General features: G+C 41.4%; 22 protein-coding genes. 14 read left to right on the forward strand and 8 right to left on the reverse strand.

The annotated features are described in order from the left end of the window. Positions 1 to 25 precede the first annotated feature (25 nt). The 4 genes from ileS (at position 26) to DSL64_RS12910 (ending at position 5,058) form a co-directional block, all read left to right on the forward strand. Positions 26 to 3,457: an isoleucine--tRNA ligase gene (gene ileS, locus DSL64_RS12900; protein ID WP_115831353.1), complete on the forward strand. Its 3,432-nt coding sequence runs from the start codon at positions 26 to 28 to the stop codon at positions 3,455 to 3,457. A 96-nt stretch (positions 3,458 to 3,553) separates the two neighbouring features. Further along, positions 3,554 to 4,048 (forward strand): DUF6934 family protein, encoded by a 495-nt coding sequence (locus DSL64_RS12905; RefSeq protein WP_115831311.1) that lies wholly within the window; start codon positions 3,554 to 3,556, stop codon positions 4,046 to 4,048. 31 nt (positions 4,049 to 4,079) lie between these two features. Beyond that, on the forward strand, positions 4,080 to 4,241 hold the full coding sequence (locus DSL64_RS28950) for a hypothetical protein (RefSeq protein ID WP_158547913.1): 162 nt from the start codon (positions 4,080 to 4,082) through the stop codon (positions 4,239 to 4,241). Positions 4,242 to 4,278: 37 nt separating this feature from the next. Then, positions 4,279 to 5,058, forward strand: a complete 780-nt coding sequence (locus tag DSL64_RS12910; RefSeq protein ID WP_115831312.1) for a 3-hydroxyacyl-CoA dehydrogenase — start codon at positions 4,279 to 4,281, stop codon at positions 5,056 to 5,058. 651 nt (positions 5,059 to 5,709) lie between these two features. Here the strand turns inward: DSL64_RS12910 and DSL64_RS12920 are convergent. Next, positions 5,710 to 6,459, reverse strand: coding sequence for a DeoR/GlpR family DNA-binding transcription regulator (locus tag DSL64_RS12920; protein WP_115831314.1), 750 nt, complete (start codon positions 6,457 to 6,459; stop codon positions 5,710 to 5,712). Positions 6,460 to 6,570: 111 nt separating this feature from the next. Here DSL64_RS12920 and DSL64_RS12925 point away from each other — a divergent pair, with 111 nt between their 5' ends. Further along, positions 6,571 to 7,101 carry a 5' nucleotidase, NT5C type gene (locus tag DSL64_RS12925; protein ID WP_115831315.1) on the forward strand — a complete coding sequence of 177 codons (531 nt, stop codon included), beginning with the start codon at positions 6,571 to 6,573 and terminating at the stop codon, positions 7,099 to 7,101. A 187-nt stretch (positions 7,102 to 7,288) separates the two neighbouring features. Continuing rightward, positions 7,289 to 7,933: a porin family protein gene (locus tag DSL64_RS12930; RefSeq protein WP_115831316.1), complete on the forward strand. Its 645-nt coding sequence runs from the start codon at positions 7,289 to 7,291 to the stop codon at positions 7,931 to 7,933. A gap of 63 nt (positions 7,934 to 7,996) precedes the next feature. Here DSL64_RS12930 and uvrB read toward each other — a convergent pair whose 3' ends face one another. Together uvrB and DSL64_RS12940 are read right to left on the reverse strand one after the other, a co-directional pair. Further along, the gene (gene uvrB / locus DSL64_RS12935; protein ID WP_115831317.1) at positions 7,997 to 10,015 is read right to left on the reverse strand and encodes an excinuclease ABC subunit UvrB; all 2,019 of its coding nucleotides are present in this window, start codon (positions 10,013 to 10,015) and stop codon (positions 7,997 to 7,999) included. 240 nt (positions 10,016 to 10,255) lie between these two features. Then, complete coding sequence (locus tag DSL64_RS12940) at positions 10,256 to 11,098, reverse strand: cupin-like domain-containing protein (RefSeq protein ID WP_115831318.1); 843 nt, start codon at positions 11,096 to 11,098, stop codon at positions 10,256 to 10,258. Between the two features lie 375 nt (positions 11,099 to 11,473). On the opposite strand from DSL64_RS12940, the gene DSL64_RS12945 reads away from it, so the two are divergent. From DSL64_RS12945 to DSL64_RS12970, 6 genes are all read left to right on the forward strand, one after another. Further along, on the forward strand, positions 11,474 to 12,052 hold the full coding sequence (locus DSL64_RS12945; protein ID WP_115831319.1) for a DUF1003 domain-containing protein: 579 nt from the start codon (positions 11,474 to 11,476) through the stop codon (positions 12,050 to 12,052). Continuing rightward, on the forward strand, positions 12,049 to 12,390 hold the full coding sequence (locus DSL64_RS12950; protein ID WP_115831320.1) for an avidin-fold protein: 342 nt from the start codon (positions 12,049 to 12,051) through the stop codon (positions 12,388 to 12,390). The genes DSL64_RS12945 and DSL64_RS12950 overlap by 4 nt, the downstream gene beginning before the upstream one ends. 41 nt (positions 12,391 to 12,431) lie before the next feature. Further along, the gene (locus tag DSL64_RS12955) at positions 12,432 to 12,962 is read left to right on the forward strand and encodes a YceI family protein (protein WP_115831321.1); all 531 of its coding nucleotides are present in this window, start codon (positions 12,432 to 12,434) and stop codon (positions 12,960 to 12,962) included. A 154-nt stretch (positions 12,963 to 13,116) separates the two neighbouring features. Beyond that, positions 13,117 to 15,384 carry a TonB-dependent receptor gene (locus tag DSL64_RS12960; protein WP_115831322.1) on the forward strand — a complete coding sequence of 756 codons (2,268 nt, stop codon included), beginning with the start codon at positions 13,117 to 13,119 and terminating at the stop codon, positions 15,382 to 15,384. A 26-nt stretch (positions 15,385 to 15,410) separates the two neighbouring features. Then, a complete protein-coding gene (locus tag DSL64_RS12965) occupies positions 15,411 to 16,790 on the forward strand; it encodes an HmuY family protein (protein WP_115831323.1) in 1,380 nt (459 codons plus the stop codon). Between the two features lie 75 nt (positions 16,791 to 16,865). Next, positions 16,866 to 17,450 (forward strand): HmuY family protein, encoded by a 585-nt coding sequence (locus DSL64_RS12970; RefSeq protein WP_229217069.1) that lies wholly within the window; start codon positions 16,866 to 16,868, stop codon positions 17,448 to 17,450. A gap of 56 nt (positions 17,451 to 17,506) precedes the next feature. Here the strand turns inward: DSL64_RS12970 and DSL64_RS12975 are convergent, their stop codons facing one another. The 5 genes from DSL64_RS12975 to DSL64_RS12995 all read right to left on the reverse strand — a co-directional run bounded on the left by DSL64_RS12975 (position 17,507) and on the right by DSL64_RS12995 (position 22,303). Further along, the gene (locus DSL64_RS12975; RefSeq protein ID WP_115831325.1) at positions 17,507 to 18,547 is read right to left on the reverse strand and encodes a GNAT family N-acetyltransferase; all 1,041 of its coding nucleotides are present in this window, start codon (positions 18,545 to 18,547) and stop codon (positions 17,507 to 17,509) included. 142 nt (positions 18,548 to 18,689) lie between these two features. Next, a complete protein-coding gene (locus DSL64_RS12980) occupies positions 18,690 to 19,601 on the reverse strand; it encodes a bestrophin family protein (protein WP_115831326.1) in 912 nt (303 codons plus the stop codon). Positions 19,602 to 19,655: 54 nt separating this feature from the next. Beyond that, complete coding sequence (locus DSL64_RS12985; RefSeq protein ID WP_115831327.1) at positions 19,656 to 20,105, reverse strand: hypothetical protein; 450 nt, start codon at positions 20,103 to 20,105, stop codon at positions 19,656 to 19,658. 151 nt (positions 20,106 to 20,256) lie between these two features. Continuing rightward, complete coding sequence (locus DSL64_RS12990; RefSeq protein WP_115831328.1) at positions 20,257 to 21,624, reverse strand: HAMP domain-containing sensor histidine kinase; 1,368 nt, start codon at positions 21,622 to 21,624, stop codon at positions 20,257 to 20,259. Further along, positions 21,608 to 22,303, reverse strand: a complete 696-nt coding sequence (locus DSL64_RS12995) for a response regulator transcription factor (RefSeq protein WP_115831329.1) — start codon at positions 22,301 to 22,303, stop codon at positions 21,608 to 21,610. Before DSL64_RS12995 ends, DSL64_RS12990 begins: the two co-directional genes overlap by 17 nt. Before the next feature lie 428 nt (positions 22,304 to 22,731). On the opposite strand from DSL64_RS12995, the gene DSL64_RS13000 reads away from it, so the two are divergent. Then, positions 22,732 to 23,154, forward strand: coding sequence for a hypothetical protein (locus tag DSL64_RS13000; protein ID WP_115831330.1), 423 nt, complete (start codon positions 22,732 to 22,734; stop codon positions 23,152 to 23,154). A 179-nt stretch (positions 23,155 to 23,333) separates the two neighbouring features. After that, complete coding sequence (locus DSL64_RS13005) at positions 23,334 to 24,485, forward strand: efflux RND transporter periplasmic adaptor subunit (RefSeq protein WP_115831331.1); 1,152 nt, start codon at positions 23,334 to 23,336, stop codon at positions 24,483 to 24,485. Positions 24,486 to 24,498: the final 13 nt, after the last annotated feature.

Below are 24,498 nucleotides of genomic sequence, written 5' to 3' on the forward strand. Positions count from 1 at the left end.
CTACGAGCTGACAGCTAAAAGCTATATGAAATACAACGAGTTTAAAAACCTGAGCTACCCACAGATTGCAGACGATGTACTGAAATTCTGGAAAGAGAATAAAATCTTTGAAGCTTCTGTGGAAACACGTGAAGGATCACCTTCTTTTACATTCTTTGAAGGACCTCCTTCTGCCAACGGAACACCTGGTATTCACCACGTAATGGCCAGATCAATCAAGGATATTTTTTGCCGTTATAAAACATTGCAAGGCTTCCAGGTAAAACGTAAAGGTGGCTGGGATACACATGGTCTGCCTGTGGAATTGCAGGTTGAGAAAGAACTGGGTATTACCAAAGATGATATCGGCAAAACCATTTCTATTGCAGATTATAATGAGAGATGCCGCCAGACGGTCATGAAGTTTACAGACCAGTGGAACGACCTGACTGAAAAGATGGGCTACTGGGTAGACCTTGATGATCCTTATATCACCTACAAAAGTGATTATATCGAAAGTCTCTGGAGCTTGCTTAAAAAGCTTTACGACAAAGGTTTACTCTATAAGGGTTACACGATTCAGCCTTACTCTCCTGCAGCCGGAACTGGTTTGTCGAGCCATGAGCTTAACATGCCGGGTACCTATAAGGATGTAAAGGACACTACGATTGTAGCCATGTTCAAGGTGAAAAATCAGGAAGCATATCCCGTATTTGCCAATACAGCAGGATTGGATATCCGGATTCTTGCCTGGACGACTACGCCATGGACATTGCCTGCGAACTCTGCACTGACAGTTGGGGCGAATATTAATTATGTATTGGTTAAAACCTTTAATCCATACACCTATACACCGGTTCACGTTGTATTGGCCAAGGACCTGGTAGGGAAATTTTTCTCTGAGAAATTCCAGGATGGCGATTTTGATGGCTTCGCCGACAGCGATAAAAAACATCTTCCATGGTCCGTTGTTGCAGAATTTAAAGGAAAAGATATTGAAGGGGTTGAGTATGAACAACTCATGCCTTATATACAGCCGGATCTGCCTGCTTTCCGTGTAATAGTTGGAGATTTTGTAACAACTGAAGATGGTACAGGTGTAGTACATACCTCTCCTACTTTTGGGGCGGATGACTTTCGTGTAGCGCAGGCCAATGGCATCCCGGCTATTATGGTGAAAGACGAGAACGGAAAAGATGTTCCTATTGTAGACCGTCAGGGTAAATTTGTAAAGGAGATTACGGATTATGCCGGACGCTATGTAAAACCTGAATATTACTCTCAGGCAGAACAGAACGATCCTGAATTCCGTGCTACTGACGTTCTGATTGCTATCAAACTTAAAGAGGAAGGAAAGGCATTTAAAGTCGAGAAATACGAACACCCTTATCCACACTGCTGGAGAACAGACAAACCGGTTCTATACTATCCGCTTGACAGCTGGTTTATCAAAACAACTGCCGTGAAGGATAAATTGGTAGAACTAAATAAAACGATCACCTGGAAACCTGAAAGTACAGGTACGGGTCGTTTTGGAAACTGGCTGGAAAACCTGGTAGACTGGAACCTCTCACGATCACGTTATTGGGGCACTCCGTTACCTATCTGGCGTAGTGAATATGGCGAGGAAAGATGTATCGGTTCTATCGAAGAACTGAAAGATTTACTCGAAGAAGCAATAATTTCGGGTCATTTGACAAGGGAACAGGCTGCACACAATTCGGAATACCTGTTGAAATTACAACATGGCGATTTCGACCTGCACCGTCCTTATGTGGATACCATTGTATTGATTTCACCATCGGGACATGTGATGCACCGCGAGCCGGATCTGATCGACGTTTGGTTTGATTCTGGCGCGATGCCTTATGCCCAGTGGCATTATCCATTTGAAAATCAAGAAATATTTAACGAAAGCTATCCTGCCGATTTTATTTCCGAAGGAGTAGATCAAACGCGCGGCTGGTTCTTTACCCTGCACGCGATTGCAGGTATGCTTTTCGATTCTGTAGCGTTCAAGAATGTAGTTTCAACAGGATTGGTTCTTGACAAAAACGGGAACAAAATGTCGAAACGCCTCGGCAACGCAGTAGATCCGTTTGAAACACTTGGAAAATATGGACCTGATGCAACACGCTGGTACATGATCACCAATGCTGAGCCCTGGGATAACCTGAAATTCAACATTGATGGTATCCAGGAAGTACAACGTAAGTTCTTCGGAACATTGGTTAATACGTATAACTTCTTTGCCCTTTATGCGAATCTGGATGGTTATAACTTCCATGAGGCAACATCGGTACCAGTTTCTGAAAGACCTGAACTGGATCGCTGGATCTTGTCCAAACTGAATACTCTGATTAAAGAAGTAGGCGAACAACTGGATGATTACAACCCTACGAAAGCGGGTCGTCTGATTCAGGACTTTGTTACGGATCAATTATCCAACTGGTATATTCGTCTGAACCGTCGCCGTTTCTGGAACCCATCAAGCGACCAGGGCACTGGACTGACAGATGACAAAAAAGCGGCTTATGAAACCTTACAGCACTGTCTTGTAACAGTTTCTCAATTGATGTCTCCAATCGCTCCTTTCTTTGGAGAATGGCTGTATAAGAGTCTTACAGACGGAATCAGGGATGAAGCGAAGCAGGCAAATTCCCTATTGAGATTCGATTCGGTTCACCTGACACACTGGCCTTTGGTAGAATACAATACCATTGACCTGGATCTGGAAGAATCTATGGAAATGGCGCAGTCGATCAGTTCGCTGGTTCACTCAATCCGTAAGAAACATAAACTAAAAGTTCGTCAACCTCTTTCTAAAATACTAATCCCGGCGCTGACAGAGAAAACAAGCCGTCAGATCAGTCAGGTTGCTGCTATTATCTTATCGGAAGTAAACGTAAAAGATGTAGATGCCATTAACGACAGCGAAGGTTTCTTCCATAAAAAAGCGAAGCCAAACTTCAAGGTTCTGGGTAAGAAATTCGGGAAAGATATGCAGGCTGTAGCAGAGAAAATTAAGCTATGGGGAAATACAGAAATTGCACAACTTGAAAAAGAGGGACAGTATCTGATTACAGATCTGCAACCGGTCGCAGCTATCCTTCCGGAAGAAGTGGAGATTTACACAGAAGACGTTCCGGGATGGCTTGTAGCAAGTGAAAACGGCTTAACCGTTGCACTGGATATTACCGTTACAGAAACGTTGAGATTGGAAGGTATTGCCCGCGACTTTGTAAATCGTGTGCAGAATCTGCGTAAAGACAGCGGATTTGAAGTAACTGATAAAATCAAAATCACGCTTCAGAACAATGACGAATTATTAGCGAGCGCAGTTACAGCCAATAAAGACTACATCTGTCAGGAGGTTCAGGCATTGGATCTTGATCTCGTAGGAGACCTGAACGGCGAAGCCAGTGAGATTGAAATGGATGAGTTTAAATTGAAAATGAAGATTGAAGTGGTGGCGTAAGATAGATTACACAGAGAGCCACAGAGGTTATAGGAGGTTCACCGAGATTAATTTCTCTGTGGACCTCTTTTTTGTCGGATATTAGCCAATATCGTTGTGACTACTACTGCTTTGGTAGTCTCAAAAGAAATAAAGGCAACTGGTCTAATGAATTACGAGCCGTACGAATTTATACTTAATGAAGAAAATACTCACTTCAAATTCCAAAGTGTAGGTAAACGAGGCGTTTTTGATAAAGCAATTGCATTCACCCTAATTGGAGATAATATTTACAACCTTGCCTTGCTTGATTTTGATCCAATAGCACAGAATTATACAGATCAGAACGTCACAGATAATGGAGACATGCCCGAGGTGCTGGCAACGGTAATGGCCATAATTCAGGATTATTTAAACCAACATCCTGAACGTAAAGTGTATCTGGTCGGTAATAGCCGTTCGCGAACAAGGCTTTATCAAATAGCGATTAGCAAGGTAATTGATCAAATGAGTGATATTGCTGTATTGGGTTATTATAATTCAGGATGGATTCAATTTGAACCTAATATGCTCTTCGAGAGTTTTTTAATTATAAAAATTATTTTAGATTAGTACAAAATTACCATCCTGCAACATGAGGACAGTGGAAAGAAAAATCGCAGAAAAATCAGCTCCTTCCGTCAAGAAGACATTAGATAACTCTCTCCCTGATTTATCTCAACATCCGGTTGTTGTAAAGAAAGTCACCGCAGCAAAGGAATTCCTAAAAAAGCACCCTATTCCTGAACACCTGCTCAGAAAATAAAACTGTATTGTTTTGACCTTTTGAAAGCCTGAACAATATGCTACTACAAAACGCTACAGCATTAATTACGGGAGGTGCTTCCGGACTCGGAGAAGCCACTGCCAGGCTGTTCCTTTCTGAAGGAGCGCGCATTGTTGTTTTGGATGTTAATGAAGCCGCGGGTAAAACTTTGGAAGATGAGTTTCCTAACAGACTTAAATTCATCAAAGCCAATGTATCCGATGAAGTAGATATAAAACTTGCAATCAATAAGGCGCTGGAAACATTTGGCTCCATCAATATTGTCGTAAATTGTGCTGGTGTCGCACCCGTAGGTAAAACGATTGGTAAGGTTGATGGTGTCTACGGTCCTCATTCACTGGAAGCATTTGAGAAAACCATTAAAGTAAACCTTGTCGGCACATTTAACGTCATCAGGCTGGCAGCCTTTGCAATGGAGCAAAACCAACCTAATAGCGAAGGAGAGCGCGGTGTGATTATCAATACGGCTTCCGTGGCTGCATACGATGGTCAGATTGGGCAGGTTGCCTACGCAGCTAGCAAAGGTGGTATTGTAAGTATGACATTGCCTATCGCTCGTGATCTTTCCAAATCGGGAATCAGAGTAATGACTATTGCTCCCGGCTTATTCGAAACGCCTCTTATGCTGGGCTTACCGGAAGAAGCACGTATATCTCTGGGAGAACAGGTTCCCTTCCCTGCACGGCTTGGGAAACCGCATGAATATGCACTTCTTGCCAAATCAATCGTCGAAAATCCGATGTTGAATGGTGAGGTTATTCGTTTGGATGGAGCTATAAGAATGGGACCAAGATAACATAACGATGAACCTGACAGAAAATCAACGGCTTAAAGTGCCTATTTTACAATGGCTGCTACTGGTATTTTTATCGGCTGGCTTAGTCAGTTCTTCATTTCAATATCAGTCGGTAAGGCCATTTGCCTGTATTGAAAATACATTATACCAGAAATCGCCAGCTACTAATAGTGCTGCGGTTGCCATTTACAGGCAGCGTTTTCCCCGGGCGTTCATTTTCCAAAACTTAAATATTCAGTTAAAGTCCTTACAATTCTTATCCGGAAAGCTGCAACTACTCCACGAACTCAATTTGAGCCGTAATCCTGCTTTCCTGACCTTAATCCTACGTTTCGCTTTTCCCTCCATTTTGCCCAGATGCTCCACTGTGTCTTTCGGGCCAGACTTCATTTTTCGCCCATAACCACTTACTACGGTTTTAATAAGTAACAGTTCCAGCATGTATTGCTGAACTGAGGATACCTATATCATCATGACTCAAAATGAAAACAACTTTCATCTCTTTGATTGGAAAGTGGTTGAGAAGGTTAGTTATGGCATTTATGTTGGGATTTTCTAATGTGTTGAATCAAGAAACCAGAATGATTGACGACACCTTTTTCCTCACGGAACAAACTTCCGAGGATAAAGACAAGCAGTAAAATCGGGTTCCTAGATCACATGAATACCCATGTCACGATAAACCTTACAATCATCACTATCGCCCGTCTGGTCAGTGACAATTGTTGTCAGCTGATCGGTCGGGCATACATAAAAACCTTCTGCTGTCCCCAGCTTCTCTACAGTCGACAATGCAATAATCTCCTTTGATACATCAACCATGGCCTTTTTTACTTCACTTTCTTCGTAATCAGGACCTGTGACACCCAATTCCGGATGAATACTGCATATACCCATCAAACAAATATCTGCCCTGAATTTTGCAAAAAAATGCATGGTATCGCTTCCAACCGTTACGAATGACTTTTTCATCAAACGTCCTCCGGCAAACAAAACCTCCACCTTTTCGTGCTCCTCCAGGATACTGGCAATAGGGAAACTATTGGTAACCACTGTGAGTCTGATATCTTTCGGTAATGATTGCGCTATCAGAAGTGGTGATGTACCTCCGTCAAAAATGACTACCTGATCATCCTTCAAAAAACCTAAGGCCTTGTTTGCAATAATTTGCTTCTTTTCATTTCCGTAACCTATTCTGTCTTTGAAATGATGCGGTCCGGGAGAATGAGGAATAGCACCTCCTCTGACAGATTTCAACAAACCTTGTTCTGCCAACTCTTTAATATCTCTTCTTACCGTATCTTCCGAAACTTGCAAAATATTGCTAAGTCCTGCAAGCTGCACCTTTTGATCAGTATTCAACTGATTAAGAATAACTTGAAAACGTTCCTCCTTTAGCATATAATTAATAATTAGACTGCAATTTAAGAAAATATAGTAAAACAATTTGCAATATATTGCAATATTTGATCTATTTTTAAAGCAAAATATCGCAAACACAAATTGACAGACATGAAAAAGACTATTGCCATTGACATGGACAACGTCATTGTAGATATCGAAACCAACTGGATAAACATCTATGAACAAGAATTTGGCGTAAAGATTGACCGGAATGAAATGCTGGGAAAACCTGAAGATATGGCATTTCCTGATCCTGTTGCTGCCAGAAATTTATTGTACAAACCGGGTTTTTTCCGTTATGCACCCATCATGCCGGGCGCTGTTGAAGCATTGACTGAACTAAATAAAAATTTCGAAATTTATATCGTTTCTGCCGCGATGGAGTTTCCTAACTCACTTGCCGAAAAATACGACTGGCTGGCAGAACACTTTCCATTTATATCATGGAGAAATATTATTTTCTGCGGAGATAAAAGTGTAGTTGTAACCGACTTTCTGATTGATGATCATCTCAAAAATCTGGATTTCTGTAAAGGGACACCTATTTTATTTACAGCCGCGCATAATGTTAACATAACCAAGCACCACAGGGTAAACAACTGGGTGGAAGCACTTCAGTTTCTCCGGGAGCATGTGTAAAGATCACGATTAGGTAATAATTGGTGGGTAATCCCGATTTAGTGATACTTAATAAATGATTTCTTTTACAGTTTGTTTGAACATTCGCTATATTTCGCCGTTTACCTATGGACACATTTTGATCACAAGTAAACAAAGCTCACTTTAATAGAATCTGTTTAGCTTTTACCTACTCACCGTCTAATTCATGAAAACCAAATTACTCTATCTGCTATTCATTGCAGCTCCTTGTTTCGTATCGAAAACTCAGGCTCAAACCTTTACAGCCAAAGCCGGTTTAAATCTTGCCAATGTAAAAGAAAATGGCGGCGGCCTGAACCTTGACTATGATATGAAGCCAGGCCTTCATTTGGGTTTGGCTGCTGAGTTACCGATTAATAACTGGCTAGCCATTGAACCTGCATTACTTTTCAATCAAAAGGGAGCCAAATTCAATAATAATTTATTTGGGACCAAAGTTGACGCCAGCATTAAGATGGATTATCTTGATATTCCGGTTAACCTGAAAGTTTCTCAAAAGATGGAAAACGATATGAGAATATTTGCAACGGCAGGACCCTACCTGGGTATTGGGCTGGCAGGTAAGGTAAAAGCAAATGCGGGGGGCCAAACAGTTGATGAAAAAATAACATGGGGCTCAGATGAAGATAGTATGTACAAACGCCTCGAAGCAGGAGCGACATTTGGCGCTGGTGTTGAAATCAATATGATTCAATTAGGGATTTCTTATGACCTGGGGCTTTCGAATACCTCAGCAGTTACAGATGATGGTTATTCGTCCAAAAACCGGATTCTGAGATTTTCAGTAGGTTACCGATTTGGCAAAAACTAAAAAGAAAAGGAGCTTGATCAAAAATCGGGCTCCCTCTTAGCAAATCACTCTCTAAATCTTTTATCAGGATTTCTCCTTCACACGCTCCTTCAATTGCATTAACTCATCCCGCAAACGCGCCGCTTCAAGGAAGTCAAGATCTTTGGCAGCTGATTCCATTTTACGTTGTGTCTCGGCAATCAATTTCTGAAGATCATTTTTACCCATATATTGAACTACCGGATCCGCCGCTATACGGATTTCAGTTGGTTCTACATATACCTTTCTAGGCTTGGAATCCGCTACAGAAGTTTGTTCCATAATTGCTTCCTTCGACTTCAGAATTGTTTTGGGCGTAATTCCGTGGGCTCTGTTATATTCTAATTGAATACTCCTCCTACGGCTTGTTTCATCAATGGCCTGCTCCATTGATCCGGTCATCACATCGGCATACATAATTACCTTCCCACGGTCATTACGGGCGGCACGTCCGATTGTCTGGATCATAGAGCGCACATCCCGAAGGAATCCTTCTTTATCCGCATCCATAATAGCCACCAGCGAAACTTCGGGCAAATCCAACCCCTCTCTTAACAGGTTCACACCCACCAGTACATCGAATACACCCAACCGTAGCTCCCGTAAAATTTCCACGCGGTCCAGTGCCTTCACTTCTGAATGTATATACCGGCATTTGATACCAACTCTATCCAGATATTTGCTCAGCTCCTCCGCCATACGTTTGGTAAGCGTAGTAATAAGGACCCTGTCACCCATTTCGATTCTCTTAGTTACCTCATCGAGCAGATCATCAATCTGATTCAGACTTGGGCGTACTTCAATTTCCGGATCGAGCAAACCAGTTGGCCGGATGATCTGCTCTACCACCACACCTTCCGATTTTCTCAGTTCATAATCAGATGGTGTCGCACTTACAAATATGGTTTGGGGCGTCATATCTTCAAACTCCTGGAAAGTAAGCGGTCTGTTATCCATCGCAGATGGCAGCCTGAAGCCATATTCCACCAGTGACTCCTTACGAGATCTGTCCCCACCCCACATCGCGCGTATTTGCGGCATGGTTACATGGCTTTCATCAACAACCATCAGAAAATCTTCCGGGAAATAATCCAGTAAACAGAATGGTCTTTGCCCGGGCAAACGACGATCGAAATACCGCGAATAGTTTTCAATACCTGAGCAATAACCGAGCTCACGCATCATCTCCATATCAAACTCCGTACGCTCCTTCACCCTTTCTGCTTCAGCCAATCGGCCTTCCGCGGTGAAATATTTAACCTGCTGTACCAAATCATCCTGAATCTCCTTGATAGACTGATTAAGTACATCCCGGCCCGTCACAAACAGATTAGCCGGAAAAATGGCGATAGCTTTATCATTGGAAATCTTCTTTCCGCTATCAGGTTCAATACGCTGAATTTCTTCAATTTCATCGCCGAAAAAGATGACCCTGTAAGCAAAGTCAGCATAGCCGGGATAGATATCTACCGTATCGCCCTTCACACGGAAAGTACCACGACTAAACTCAACTTCAGTACGGCTATACAAAATCTCCACCAGTCTGAACAGGAATTGATTCCTGCTCACGATATCTCCCAACTTCACACTCACAATACTCTTTTTGTACTCATTGGGATTGCCTGCTCCATATATACAGGATACCGAGGCCACCACCAGCACATCACGTCTTCCGCTCATCAGAGAAGAAACCGTATGTAACCTGAGTTTATCGATTTCCTGATTGATCATCAGGTCCTTTTCTATATAGGTATTTGTAGTCGAAATGAATGCTTCGGGTTGGTAATAATCATAGTAGCTAATGAAATATTCCACCGCATTATTAGGAAAAAACTGCTTGAATTCTCCATATAGCTGCGCAGCCAATGTCTTGTTATGACTCAAAACCAGCGTGGGCCGGTTAATTTCCGCAACTACATTCGCTACCGTAAATGTTTTCCCGGAACCAGTAACCCCAAGCAAAGTCTGGGCAGGCTCACCGGCATTAATTCCATTTAAAAGTTGTCTTATCGCTTCCGGCTGGTCACCGGTAGGTTTGTAATCAGAAGTCAGTTCAAAATTCATAACCTGATAATAAATGTAAATAGCTGTTAGCCAATACTTATTAGCGATTAGCTGAGGAATCAATTGACATCATATGGAGCAAAATCAAATTTCCCAATAGGTGCTTACTCTAAACAACGCTGATTAAATATAGAATAGTTTCTTGTACTGACGGGCTGTAAATACGCCGTGTACAAAAACAATACCCCGACTTTTCCGCCGGGGTATTTCAAAATAAATAATTCTATACGTAAGATTGCACTAGACCAAATGCTGTGCCTTCTCTACAGCTTGCTTCTCTTTCCAATGCTGCCAACCTAAACCAAAAATTTTGGTCATGCTTTTATCTACAAACGTATGTCGAACGATGTTCATACCACCGCGAACAGCAGTAAATACTGAGTTATTAGCACGTAGAGCCAAACTAAATCCTCCGTCTACATAGCGGATATAATGCCACCACAGAGACGGGATAAAGATAGTTTCCCCGTGCATGAGTGTAGTTTCATATCCTGTAAGCCCTTTCAGAGCCGGGAATTTTTCATAGTCCGGATCAATCGGATTCACCTTGCTCATTACAGTGTATGGATGGTGATAAAGCCTCGCGCTATCTTCGGGTGCGAACAGTATTACCTGCTTGCGCGTATGGAACTGTGTCAAGAACACATTCGAGCAATCCATATCATAGTGCAGGTTTGTGATTGCACCCTGTCCTCCGAAAAATACAAATTTGTAAGACTTCAAAAACCCATCCATAATGGTCGGGAAGATAATATCCTTCTCCAATGAAGGTGCTTTTTTGAATATATCGAAGAGGAACAAACGAAGATCTGTAGGTCCTGCTTCAATGGCTGAAAGATAATCTCCAAACTTCATCGTTTTCGCGGTCTGGAAATACTTATCAGCGTCATGCACGTGATTATCTACCAAGGGCACTTCTATTTGTCCATGATTTTCCCTGAGCCAGTCGAATGTCCATTTTTCCATGGCCGGCCAATCCTTCATCAGATCAGTAAATACTACCGGACGACTTGGTTTTAAATAGTTTTCGATGAATTCTTCACGGGTAAGTCCGCTACGCTTTTCTATGGGCACTAATTTCATGACAGAAACAGAATTAATGATAAACTACTGAATAAAAGGATTAATTAAAATACAGTATGTCTGGTGATAACCTGGAATAGAACTAAATGAGCGGGATGCGCTGCGAACAATAACAGTTAAAGACTGCACATAAGTTCTGAAATCCTACCCATTCTGATATCCGATCCAAATTTATTAAAGAGTATTGAGAAACAACATTATTTTCATACTTAATATAAAAATATCCCCTCTAAGTTTATAGAGTTTATATTTTATAAATATCCCAAGAAGGGCCACTATCGTCGTTAAAGATGATTATGCTCATGGGATATGAAATTTGGGCAGTGAATTAAGAAAAGCACAACAAATTTGTAAATTGACCTCCAAATCAAAAACATGGATACCGGAAAGCAGGATATTGAAGACATTCTTGATGTACAGAACATCCAGATTAAAAAATTGCATGACATCGTACTTCAGTCCATAAAAGACCAGGATTTACTTCTAAGTAATCTTCTACATCCTCCTACCGAAAAATCAACGGTCGGGCAAAGAATTTCGGATCAGGTGGCGAAGTTTGGCGGCAGCTGGACCTTCATCATCACGTTCTCCATTCTGCTCATTGGCTGGATCGCCTACAATTCCATGGTACCGGCATCTGCTCAGTTTGATCCCTTTCCCTTCATACTAATGAATCTTGTTCTGTCGTCAGTCGCGGCTTTACAGGCTCCGATCATTATGATGAGCCAGAACAGGCAGGAAGAAAAAGACCGTATTAATGCCGAAAACGATTATATGGTCAATCTGAAGGCTGAACTTGAAGTTCGCAGCCTGCACCAGAAAGTGGATTTACTCTTGGAGGAGCAAATCAAAACGTTATTTGAAATTCAGGCCAAACAAGTAGAAATGCTAAAAAAGCTGGATCAGAAGATCGACCTGGTCCTTAAAAACGGCGAAAACAGTAACAATAGATGAAAATCAACTACGATAATAAAGTATTCAATCCTGTTTCCAATTCAGAGAACGGAGAAGTAGACCTCAGTATGCAGTTCGTTTACAAACAAACTGGCAATATCGTCACTTCAACCTATTCCGGCGGGCGCATTGTATCAGGACAGCTGATCGCCCTTGTCAATGAGGATGGTGGACTGGACATGCGTTATCATCAGATCAATACCAAAGGAGAAATGATGACTGGAATATGTATATCCACACCTGAGCTGTTACCTAATGGGAAAATACGGCTTTATGAAAAGTGGCGATGGACAAGCGGCGATTTATCGGAAGGAGAATCTGTTCTGGAGGAACAATAATTTAAAGTCCGTGCATTATTATTCAGAAATCTGATCTTGATATGAAGCATCTTCCTTTTATACTGATCCTCTGGACCGTTTTTTCAAATATCACCAATGCCCAAACAAGTCGGGTTGTTTCGGGCTCAACTAATTTCAGTGTAAAGTTTGTCCTGGGCACCTGCGATGGTACTTTTGATGCACCAAAGGGAACTGCTGTGTTTGATGAAAATAATCCTGGAAAATCGTCATTCAACCTCACTATTGATGCTTCATCCTTTCAAACCGGAAATAAAACCCGTGATAAGGACATGAAGAGTGAAAAGTATTTTCATGTCGCCAAATTTCCTGAAATCCGATTCAAATCTTCAAAAATTGAAAAATCCGGCAATAATTACCGTGCTTCCGGAACACTTATAATCCGCGATGTAAGTAAAAATGTTACACTCCCCTTCGATGCCAAAAAGAACAAAGACGGTGGTTACACCCTCAGCAGCCAATTTGAAGTAAACCGGCTGGATTATCAGATCGGTGAAAAGGACTGGAAATTGAAGGATATTGTTACGGTACAAATCGTTGCAGAGATCCATTAGTACATTTCATTCTATCTTCCTTTAAGAGCAGAAAACCGTTTTTTCAGGTGATTTTCAAGACCGGGAAAATTATTCCGTACACTTTACTTTGTAATTAGTCTAAATACTATTTTATTTGCAATTCTATAATTGGTCTAAATTGACATAATTAACAATGAAACTTATTTACTCGACCATTTGCATCCTCTTCCTCTTGGTCGCTCATCACACCACATCAGCACAACGGGGACAAGTCTCAGGCAGGATTATCTCATCCGATAATCAACCGATACCCGACGCATCAATTGTCATCAAAAACACCAGTTACGGCGCACTTTCTGACTCAGATGGAAACTTCAAACTGAGTTTACCAACAGGAAATTATACCATTGGAGTCAGCCAAATGGGTTTTCAGGAGAAGACACAGCAAATTCAGATCTCCACAGGATCAACTACTTCATTAAATGACATTACACTAACTGAACTTCCATTATTTCTCTCCGATGCTGTCGTTACAGGCCAGTTTGAAAAGCAGTCCCTTCGTAATTCAGTCTATCAGGTACGAAGTATCGATGGTGAACGTATAAAGCTTAGAGGTGCCACCACTATTCAGTCCGTTCTGAATACAGAGCTAGGCATTCGCTTTTCCAATGATCCTATTTTAGGCACAACAGACATACAATTAATGGGTATGTCCGGTCAGAATGTGAAGATATTATTGGATGGTGTTCCCATGGTAGACCGTGGCGGAACCAGGGAAAGTCTTGGGCAAATTGATGTCAATATTATTGAACGCATTGAGATTGTAGAAGGTCCGATGTCAGTAATATACGGGACTGATGCGCTGGCAGGTGTAATTAACATTATTACAAAAAAGGGAGGCGGACAGGATAACCTGAGCGTTTCTGCAAGAGTACTGGAGGAAACTGTGGGTACTGAATACAATGCTTTCAATAATGATGGAACTCACCAGGCGAATGTGGGAATTGCCTGGCAAAAAAGCGGATTTCGCGCGTCTGGTAATGTAACGAGAAACAACTTTGGCGGGTGGCAGGGAGATCTCACCGGTCGTGCCAAAATGTGGCTTCCCAAAGAACAGATGTTGTTTAACGGTATGTTGGGATACAGTGGAAAAAACTGGAATGCCTGGTATCAATTTAACGGAACAGATGAGACTATCAAGTTACTGGGAAACGCAACTTCCATTAACCAGGCAGGAGATAAAGATTACATCACCAAACGCTGGTTTCATCAGGCACAAGGCGAATACAGAGCCAGCGACAAACTTGATTTTTCAGGCGCACTGTCTTATACGGATTATAGCCGCAGAACTTTAAGTACCAATATTGACCTCAATACAGGTAGAAGAACACTCTCGCTAGACCCGGCTGGCCAGGACAAATCTATCTTTACCACTACATTTTTTCGTGGAATGGCGAAGTACAAAGTATCTTCAAACGTCATTCTATTGCCCGGCATAGAGATCACAAATAACAGCAGCAGCGGTCAGCGTATCAAAGGAGAACCTACGATTAATGAATATGCGTTTTTTGTTTCTTCTGAGCTGAAGTTACCTGTGGGAATCAAATTGAGCCCCGGTGTAAGATTCCTAAAGAACTCCATTTACGATGCACCTCCGATAATTCCTTCGCTTAATGCCAAGGTTAGCCTGAGTAAGTCTTTCGACCTGAGATTGGGCTATGCAAGAGGTTTCAGATCCCCTGCTCTTCGCGAACTTTACTTCGACTTCCACGATGCATCACATTCGATCAATGGAAATGAGAATCTTAAGGCAGAATATTCCAACAGCTTTAATTCTTTCCTTGTATGGAATGCTCCACAGAAAAACAACATCCATTTCACTTCAACACTTGGGGCTTTTTACAATGTTTTTCATGACCGTATAGACACTGCACTGGATCCCGACAATCCGACACAAACTACCTATCTGAACATCAGTTTATTTAAAACTACAGGCTTTAGCCTGGATAATAAGTTTTCGAGAAAACATCTGCAGGCATCTCTTGGGGCCAACTATATAGGTTCCTACAACGAAATTCTGGACAATGCCGAAGGATTAGGCGATTTACCTCAGTTTATCTGGTCTCCGGAAGTGAATGCCAATCTGGTTTACCTGTTTTCTAAAATCAATACAAGCATCAGTTTCTTTTACAAATACACAGGAAAGAGACCGAGATACATGCTCACCACTACAGATCCTGTAACGGCTACCTTAGGTCAAATCAATAGCTACCATCTAGCAGATCTGACTATCACTAAGAATTTCCGCAAGTACATAAGCCTTACAGCGGGCGCAAAGAATCTTTTCAATTTAACATCTATAAACAGTAACATCCTTTCTTCCGGTCACGACGCAACCGGCCCCGGATTTAGTGGCCGCTCCTATTTCCTTGGCCTGAACTTCCGTTGGTCCAAAAACTAATTAACGCCTATTTTAAACAAACAACTATGAAGAAGTTAATCAAGCCTCTATTGGTCTTCGCATTCCTGGGAATTTTTAATGCATGTAAAGATGACGAACCACCACTACCAGACAATCTCGCTGCATTTGAAACAACCGCCCAGGGTTTTGAGGGAGAACAAACAGAAGTAAAAATCGTATTGAGTCGTGCAGCAGAAAGTGCAACAGCAATTTCTGTGAATCTTACACCGACCAATCTGACTTACGGTACTGAATTTACAACAGAACCTGCAGCAACAAGCAACGCTTTCACAGTAACGGTACCAGCAGGTTCGGCTACCGCATCTTTTAAGGTTCTAAAAAAAGCAGGTGTACTTCTGGATGGTGACGAAGCCATTCAGTTCAAAATTGCCACAGTGGCGACTCCAGTACTTATCGGAGCTAACACTGAAACTAAACTAAGCTTTAAAGCAATCATTTCAGAAGGAACAAGCATTCAGTTGAATGGTCTGATTGACAAAGAATCAGGTGCAAGCGCAGGTAACTCCGTGTTTCTTGATCTTAGCGCAAACACACAAACTCCCGTTGCCCGTGACAGCTGGGATCTTGGATTTTTAAGTGGAACTGATTTCCGCGTAATCATCAACAATACCAATGTTGCATCTGCTATAGAAGTGAATAAAACTGATATTAACACAGTTACTGCAGCCGATCTTGACGTTACCAGACTTGGTTTAGGTCAGGGAGTTGGTACCTTCTCTTTGTTCGATGATGTAACAGGCGACCTCACTAAAACTGTGATTAAAGCAGTTTCAGCTACAGATGCTGATAATAAGGTATATGTCATTAACCGTACCGGCGGTACAGGTGCTGTACTTCCGAACGATCAGCTATACAAAGTTCGCGTTATTCGTAAAGGAACGGGGTATACTTTACAATATGCTAAGTTGACTGAGACTACACACAAAACATTAGATATCACAAAAGATGCAGCTTATAACTTCCAGTTCGCTTCTCTTGTGACTGAAAAAGTAGTAAACGTTGAACCACAAAAAGCGCGTTGGGATATTGTATGGGGTTACAGCATCTATTTCACAGGAACTATCCCTTACGCATTCTCTGACCTTGTATTCCTGAACACGCAGGCTGCAATAGAGGCTGCTGAAGTATTAACTACCACAGCAACTTATGATGCATTTGCAGAAGCAAACCTTACTGGTATCACTTTCAGCAAAGACCGTGATGTAATTGGTTCTAAGTGGAGAGCAACAACTGGTACAGTTGGTGTTAAAACAGATCGTTTCTACCTGATCAAAGATTCGTCAGGAAATATTTATAAACTGAGATTTGTAAACTTCCATGCAAGTGATGGTGGAGAAAGAGGAAGACCAAAGCTGGAGTACAAATTGGTTAAAAAAGGAGCTTAACCCTTACCTTAATATAATTCACTCAGAGAGGAGCGTTATGCTTCTCTCTGCTCATTTTAATTTCAATCGAAACTAATGATACAGATATTACTTGGCTCTATGCTTTCATTGGCAATGCCTATGGAGGGAGCTAAATCTGCGAAACAAATCAGCATTCAAACCGCTGCCATTTCCAAATCGGAGATTGTTGTGGTTAAGGACCTGAACGCAAATACAAAACCTTATGTCTATTTCAGTCTCGCTACTGGTAAAGATGCTGCAGCTGAAGATGCAAAAACAACTAAATGGGATCTCGCTTTTAGTAAAACAACCATTGTTGTTAATGGTGGTACAAGTGGTCCGGGACAGGGCGGGGCGATTGTTCTTGAAAAATCTTTTGATCAGGTAACTGAAGCTCCCAAAGAGGGCTATAAAACAGACGGAGAGAGCGGAAATGCTATTCCAGGCGGCAGCGGAAATTCATGGTATAAATATGATATGAGTGTTCATGCTATCCTCCCTATTGTTGGCAGAACAATCGTAGTTAAAACAGCAGAAGGGAAATTTGCCAAAGTAGAAATCATCAGCTATTACAAAGGTGCTCCGGAAGAGGTCCCAACTGAAGAATCCAGCTATTTCACATTCCGTTACAGTCTGGCTGACGAAAACGGTAAGTTCTGAACCAAATCACCACGAAACCAGCTTTAAAAAACTGGTTATCGTGGGTGAAAATACTTTCACTTTTCAAGCAGCTGCTTCAAATTGCTAAGTCCCTGCCCAAAGTCTTTTCCTACTGACTCTTCAATATTCATCAGCGGCATCAGCGCATTCATGGGATACGGTATCTCACCTGTAAATCCCCACTTGACCCTCGTTTTATTTCCTGCTATACTTTCTGTAGAAATATAAGCCGCATTGGTAGCCTCCATAGGTTCGAGAAATCTTAATTCAGTTTCGATGCGGGCTCCTTCGACTATTCTGGTAATCTCCTGTTCTCCTTTCCCAACTTCATCATTACCTTCCCATCGGTGCGTAAAGCCAACGGTGCGGTCGGTTCCTGAATAAGTATGTTTCATATTCGGATCCAGCTTCGCCCATACGCTCCAGTTGTTCTGATTTTCGAGAGACTCTACATATTCATATACTTCAGAATTAGGAGCATTGATTACAATTTCTTTCTCCACAGCACACGTTTTGGGCATCACCAAACCCGCAATCAGAAAAACACCGATCAGAGCAAGAATAACGTAAAGTATCTTTTTCATAGTGAATCCGGTTTTATGTAGATAAGTAAATTTATATTTGACTTCATCAATATCTTCGATCAGCGCTGTATTCAACATACCTGCCTTTTCCAGGACACGTATAGATGCAGCATTTTCAACATTCACAAAAGCAATCACTCTTCTTATACCCAGCCCTTCATACGCAAACCGAATCAAACCCTTTGTGACTTCTGTGGCAATACCTTTGCCCCAGTATTCTTCCCTGATCCTGTAACCGATCTCAATTTCCCGGGCAATCTGATCCAGCTTTGCCGCCCCGATCACCTCTCCGTTTTCCCGGTCTTTTATAAAGTATCTGCCTAAAATTTCGTCAGCTTCATTGTCTTCCAGGATGCACCGGAACATCTCATCTGACTCCCTTCTCGAAAGTGCATAACCGGTAACAAACTTCATTACATTCTGATTACAGCTGATACTATGATAAAGGGCCTGATCTCCATCGACCATTTTTACCAAAACAAACCGCTTTGTGTGTAAAAGATTCGAGCTCATGCTAACCAAGTTACAAGCAGTTTTAGAAAAATGAAAACTAATCACCAATTTTTCCAATATGGTACATTTGTAAGTCCGGACATAAAGAAAGGGCAAGCCAAACAGCCTGCCCTTTACATGACACTTTTACTTCAACGCTACTTTATAAAATGTAAAAACGTGATGGCGCCATAGCGGTAGGCATATCGTGTTTTTCACGCATCATTTGTTTCAAATCTCTTTCAATGTTTCTTGAAATAGAAAGTACAGGTGTATCAGTCGGTTTGTTTTCGAACGGATCCTGAAGATGAATTGCCATCTTCTCAATCAGAAAGAAACAAGCGGTAATTACAACCAGAACAGGTACCATCAGAAAACCAAACAATTCCACAAGACCAAATGGCAGCAACAGAATAAAGAAATGCAGTGCCAGGTGGATGTACAAACTATAGGTAGAAGGAAATACAGTATTTTTAATCCTTTCGCATTTACCCATATGGTCGCACAAACGTGTAAGCGTACTGTCAATTTCGACTTGCTGATATGGATTAACCCAGCCTTGTTTCAACGCATTGTTCAGATCCCTGGCATGTAATTGAAGCAGGCCAATGTGTTTGTTATCGAACTCATCTACGAACTCGGCCTCCTCCGCCGAAACATACTTGCGAACCAGCGGCATCGGATCATTTTTCCGAAGTCCTTTCCCCAATGCATAACACCATGCAATTTGCCTTTTGATCATCCTGTGCTTAAACGGCGTGATCGCATCCTCGTCGTAAGGGTCATTCATCAACGAAAGTACCTGCCTTGCCAGGGTACGGGAGTCGTTAACAATGGCTCCCCACACTATACGTGCTTCCCACCAGCGATCATAAGCCTGGTTGCTACGAAAGGCCAGTAGCAGAGATATAATTGTTCCTAAGACCGTATGGATGGTCATGGGAATAGATATACTGGTGATATGAAAGTTTTGATAGATGATCTCAATAGCAATACCATAAATTGCTACAAACAGCACTTCATATTTGATTTTCCCAAATATGTAACCGATCGGAATATTCTTTTTTAACAACATAGTGTAAATTCTTTAAGTGTAATCCGAAACAGCATAGCCTGCCACGATAGATTATTATCCGGCATCCGACATCACTGTTTCCCTCATCGCATCTGTATTAATCAGATACATGCCGCATTTTTTGATAACCGGCATAGCGTCAATACTACTTTTGCTCAGCTTGGGCACACCATAGCTCTCGGAGTAAGCGATCATTTCAGCATCATTATAATCAAGGAAGTTCTTGAAACCTGCCAGTTTGCTTCCGTAGAAAAACTCCGTCTTTACGCTCACCAGATGTGGATATACGCTTTTCAGAATATGAACCTGTTTGTTAAACTCTTCAGATACGAATTCGTATTCTTTCTTTCTGTAATTTGAGAAAAGCAAATCCTGAATATCGTCTGCTACATGGAACAGATGGGTAAAAACAAATCTTATATCTGTTTTGTCATTTCTTAGGATTGTCTCTGCTACCTGAATGGACTCATTACTAAAATCACTCGGAATTACTATCGTCTTCATAATCCTACTGTTTTGATTAACAATGCATTTGCATCAATAAATTGACAATACAATGTTACAACCGGGACATTAGCACCAGCTAAAAGAAGAATTATAATACGATAAGTAAATTATTAGAACGAGATAAGAAAATTAAAATAAAGTAAGAAAATCAGCGTATCACCGGCAGATAGGTGATAAAATGGGTCCCCACCCCCACTGTACTATTCACCGAAATACTGCCCTGATGCATTTTTATAATATTATTTGTGAGTGGGAGTCCGATTCCATGCCCTTTGTAGCGATTTGTATTGGAAGCACGGAAGAAAGGAACAAATATCTGAGCTATTTCCCGGTTCGGAATTCCGATACCCTGATCGATTACCTCCACTACTACATGAGGCCCCTGGTTTCTGATGATTACCGATACAGGTTTATTGTCTGAATACTTACAACTATTAAGTACAATATTAGTGAATGCAGCCTTTAGGAGTGCCTCATTTCCGTTTACCTCCAGCATACTTTCATCGTCCGGTAAGTCGTCAAAGTTGATCGTCACGTCATTGGCAGGCATGATCTGATCAATACTGCCTTTCACCGAAAATATAAGTTCATCAATCCGGAGCTTTTCCCATTGTTCACGTTTTCCGTCGAATCCGGTTTGTGCCAGATTTAACATGCTGTTGGTCAGATGTTCCAGCTTTTCAACCTCTTTAAAAATAACCTGAAAAGATTCGCGGGCTTCGGGCGATAACTGAGGCAACGACAGGCCTATTTGTGCCTCTCCGCTAATGATGGTGAGGGGCGTGCGGAATTCATGACTTGCATTACTGACAAAATTATTCTGCATTTCAAATGTGATCTCCAGACGATCCAGCATGTCGTTGAACGTTTTAGACAAATCACCCATTTCATCCTTCGTTTCATCGACAGTTAACCGCTGATTGAGATTATGCGCATTAATGCCTTTCACATTTCTGATGATTCTTCTGATAGGCTCGAAAACCTGATTGGAAAACAATTTCCCAAAAGTAAACACGAAGATCATAGCTATAAAAAATCCAGTAACCAGCAGATTCTGAAGATTTTCTAACTCCTCCAAACCATACAAATCAACAGCCTTTGATATAATGATGATGTTTTTACCTTCAAGTGTAATATTCAGTCCGACGTAAGAAGTATCACTATCGAAGTAACGTGCGGGCTCCTTTCTTACAATCTGATCATAAAACGAAGGAGATACAGGAAGACTCGACTTAAGCGAGTTCACTTTATCTATATCCCCTGTACGAATAATCGTATGATGCTCATAAGGAAGATCTCCAAGGTGTTTCTCCTTAATGTCATAGTAGATAGAGGTCTGAGACTTATTCTCGTGAAGAGAGGCGTGCCCTACAATGTCGGCACGCACCTCCAGCCGATGAAAAAAACTATTCTCAACACCTTTTCTGGAAAATGTATATACAAATACACTCAGCGCAATGATGATTCCCGCCGTCAGAAAGGTAAATATCAGCGCTATCCTATTTTGGATCTTCATAGGTCTGCCGCATTACATAGCCCATCCCAAAGACCGTATGAATCAGTTTCACAGCATGTTTCTTATCAATTTTTTTTCTGAGATAATTGATATATACGTCTACCACATTAGTACCCAGATTGAAGTTAATATCCCAGACATTTTCCAGAATTTCCATTCTGTTGAGCACCTTATTCTGGTTTTGCAACAGAAACTCTAACAACCTGAATTCTGTGGCAGTTAGCTCTATCGGCTGCCCGGCTCTGGTAACGGTTTTAGTAATGGTATCCATAATCAGGTCAGCAATGCGCAGCCCTGTAACAGTCTTCTCTTTTTCAGTCTCTTTTCCACGTCTTGTCAGCGTGCGGATACGTGCCTCAAGTTCGGCGAGCTTAAAAGGCTTGGTCATATAATCATCGGCTCCGGCATCAAGACCGGAAACGATATTCTCTGTAGTTCCGAGCGCAGTAAGCATCAGGATAGGAGTGCTGATATTCGCACTTCGTACCTTACGGCAAACCTCCATTCCGTTGATTAACGGAACCATCAGATCCAGGATTATAATGTCAAAATCATGCTGCAGACACATCTGCAAACCCGACTGACCATCCATTGCCACCGTAATTTCATTTCCTGGCGAAAGGCTTCTCTGTATTAGAGAAATCACACTTGGCTCGTCCTCTATTATTAATAACTTCATTGGTGCAATAAGGGTAGTTGGCATCACTTGTATAGGTCTCAATAACCTGCGTTTACATTAAAAAATTTCTTCAATCTTAAAAAATCCTGATTCGAATGTTCTTAAGAATTACGTACTCCTGATCAACAGATCCTGTTTAAATAACTCAAAAACCTTTAAAAATCAAAATTAAGTAGAAATCAGAGGTGCAAAATCAGGCCCAAAACCCAAGATTTTACACCGTTTTTTCAAATTTTTGAGCTTAAAATCTATACAAAACCTTCCCACTTAACAATTGTTAACTTTCTTAAAAATTTGCAATCTTCATTTGAATTATTATATTTGACATATAGCAGGCATTTATCAAATTTCCGCCCCCATAATTCCAATCATTCTTGAATTCATTATAAAAGTATGAATTTTTTAATGTACTGATACCCATCAGCATCATGACAAAAAGAACTTTTGTATTGTTTTTATTCCTGGTTCATACCTTGGTCTTTTCGCTGTTTTCAGGACAGTCAAGGGCATCGTACAAGCCAGATATTTTCACAACCAGGTTCATTGCCTATATTCCGGCGAACCAGGAGGTATTGGAAGATTTCGAGATTTGTGAGGAAGAAGAACTGATAGATGCACCTATTATTCAGGCAGATGAATGCGAATGGAGGGAAAATCTTACAGATCTGCTCCGACACAGGCATTCCTCTTACAGGTTCTCCCTTTTTGAATCTGCACCCTCTGCTTTCATAGATTTTCTTCCCAATCTTAAAGGGCTTTCAAAAGCTCATAAGCCATTATTTTCTGTATATCTGAGCAAAAATATTCTGCCGGATTATTACAGCTTCCTTCATCGTCTCTGCCCATTCTAAGGCCAACTTCACTTTTCTGATCTGAATGTTACATGTATTCTAATGAATATATTGTAACCGCTTGTATACATGACACTTATTCATGCTGGCATTCGTTTTTTAACGTGCTGATACATAACGGGTCTGCTCTCCCCTATTCGATTTTACACAGAAGACATTAATCATATTACTAACTCATCATGAAAAGATTCATTTGGCCAGTATTCGTGTTAGCCAGCGCATTCGTAACAGGTTGTGCTACTCAAAGCAAGGATACATCAGAAAGCAGCGACAGCATCAGGACGATTCCTGTAACTGAGCTTAAAACGCAGAGTACGAAGCTTCACAGAGAATATGTGGGTGATATCCACGCAGTGAAAAACGTAGAAATCTACGCCCGCGTAAAAGGGTACCTTGAAGAGGTATATGTTGACGAAGGCAAAGAAGTAAGAAAAGGACAGGTTCTCTTCAGAATCAACAATGAAGAATACGAAGCTAACCTTGCAAAGGCAAAAGCAACGCTACAAAGTGCTGTGGCTGAAGCCAAAGGCGCTGAACTGGAATTGAAGCGAGTGAAATTACTCGTTGAAAAAAATGTAATTTCTAAAACTGAAGTGGAGGTTGCAGAAGCTAAACTTGCCGCTGTTAACGCCAAAATTGAAGAAGCAAGATCTGAGAAGGCAAATGCTGCACTTCAATTGGCTCAAACACAAATCCGCGCTCCATTCGACGGCATTATCGACCGTATCCCGTCGAAGACAGGAAGTTTGATTAACGAAGGAACGTTGTTAACAACATTGTCAGATACCAAGCATGTATTCGCTTATTTCAATGTATCTGAAAATGAATATCTTGAATACGTAAAGGCAAGAGGAAAATCGGAAAGTCAGCAGTCGCTCGTAGAGCTGGAATTGGCTGATGGATCCTATTTCAAACACAAAGGAACCATCGAAACCATGGAGGGTGCGTTTGATGAAGGAACCGGATCTATTGCATTCCGTGCGCGTTTTTCCAATCCTGACAAACTGCTGAAACATGGGTCAACAGGTACGGTACGTCTTACCAATGCGGTGGATAACGCGATCCTGATTCCGCAAAAAGCGGCATTTGAGATACAGGATAAAAACTTTGTATACGTAGTACAGCAAGACAATAAAATCAAAACCCGCGTATTTACTCCGCAGTCGCGCTTAGGGGATTATTATGTAGTGAAATCAGGATTGGAACCTGGCGAAAAGATTGTTTATGAAGGATTGCAGGGATTAAAAGATGGTGCAACCATCAATCCTAAAACAATCTCGCTTGACAGTCTTAAAACTCCGGCAAGCAAAGTAGAACTATCTGCCCGCTAAGCCCTTTTCGTTC

The sequence above is a fragment of the Dyadobacter luteus genome, from assembly GCF_003383615.1.
GTDB classification, from domain to species: Bacteria; Bacteroidota; Bacteroidia; order Cytophagales; family Spirosomataceae; genus Dyadobacter; species Dyadobacter luteus.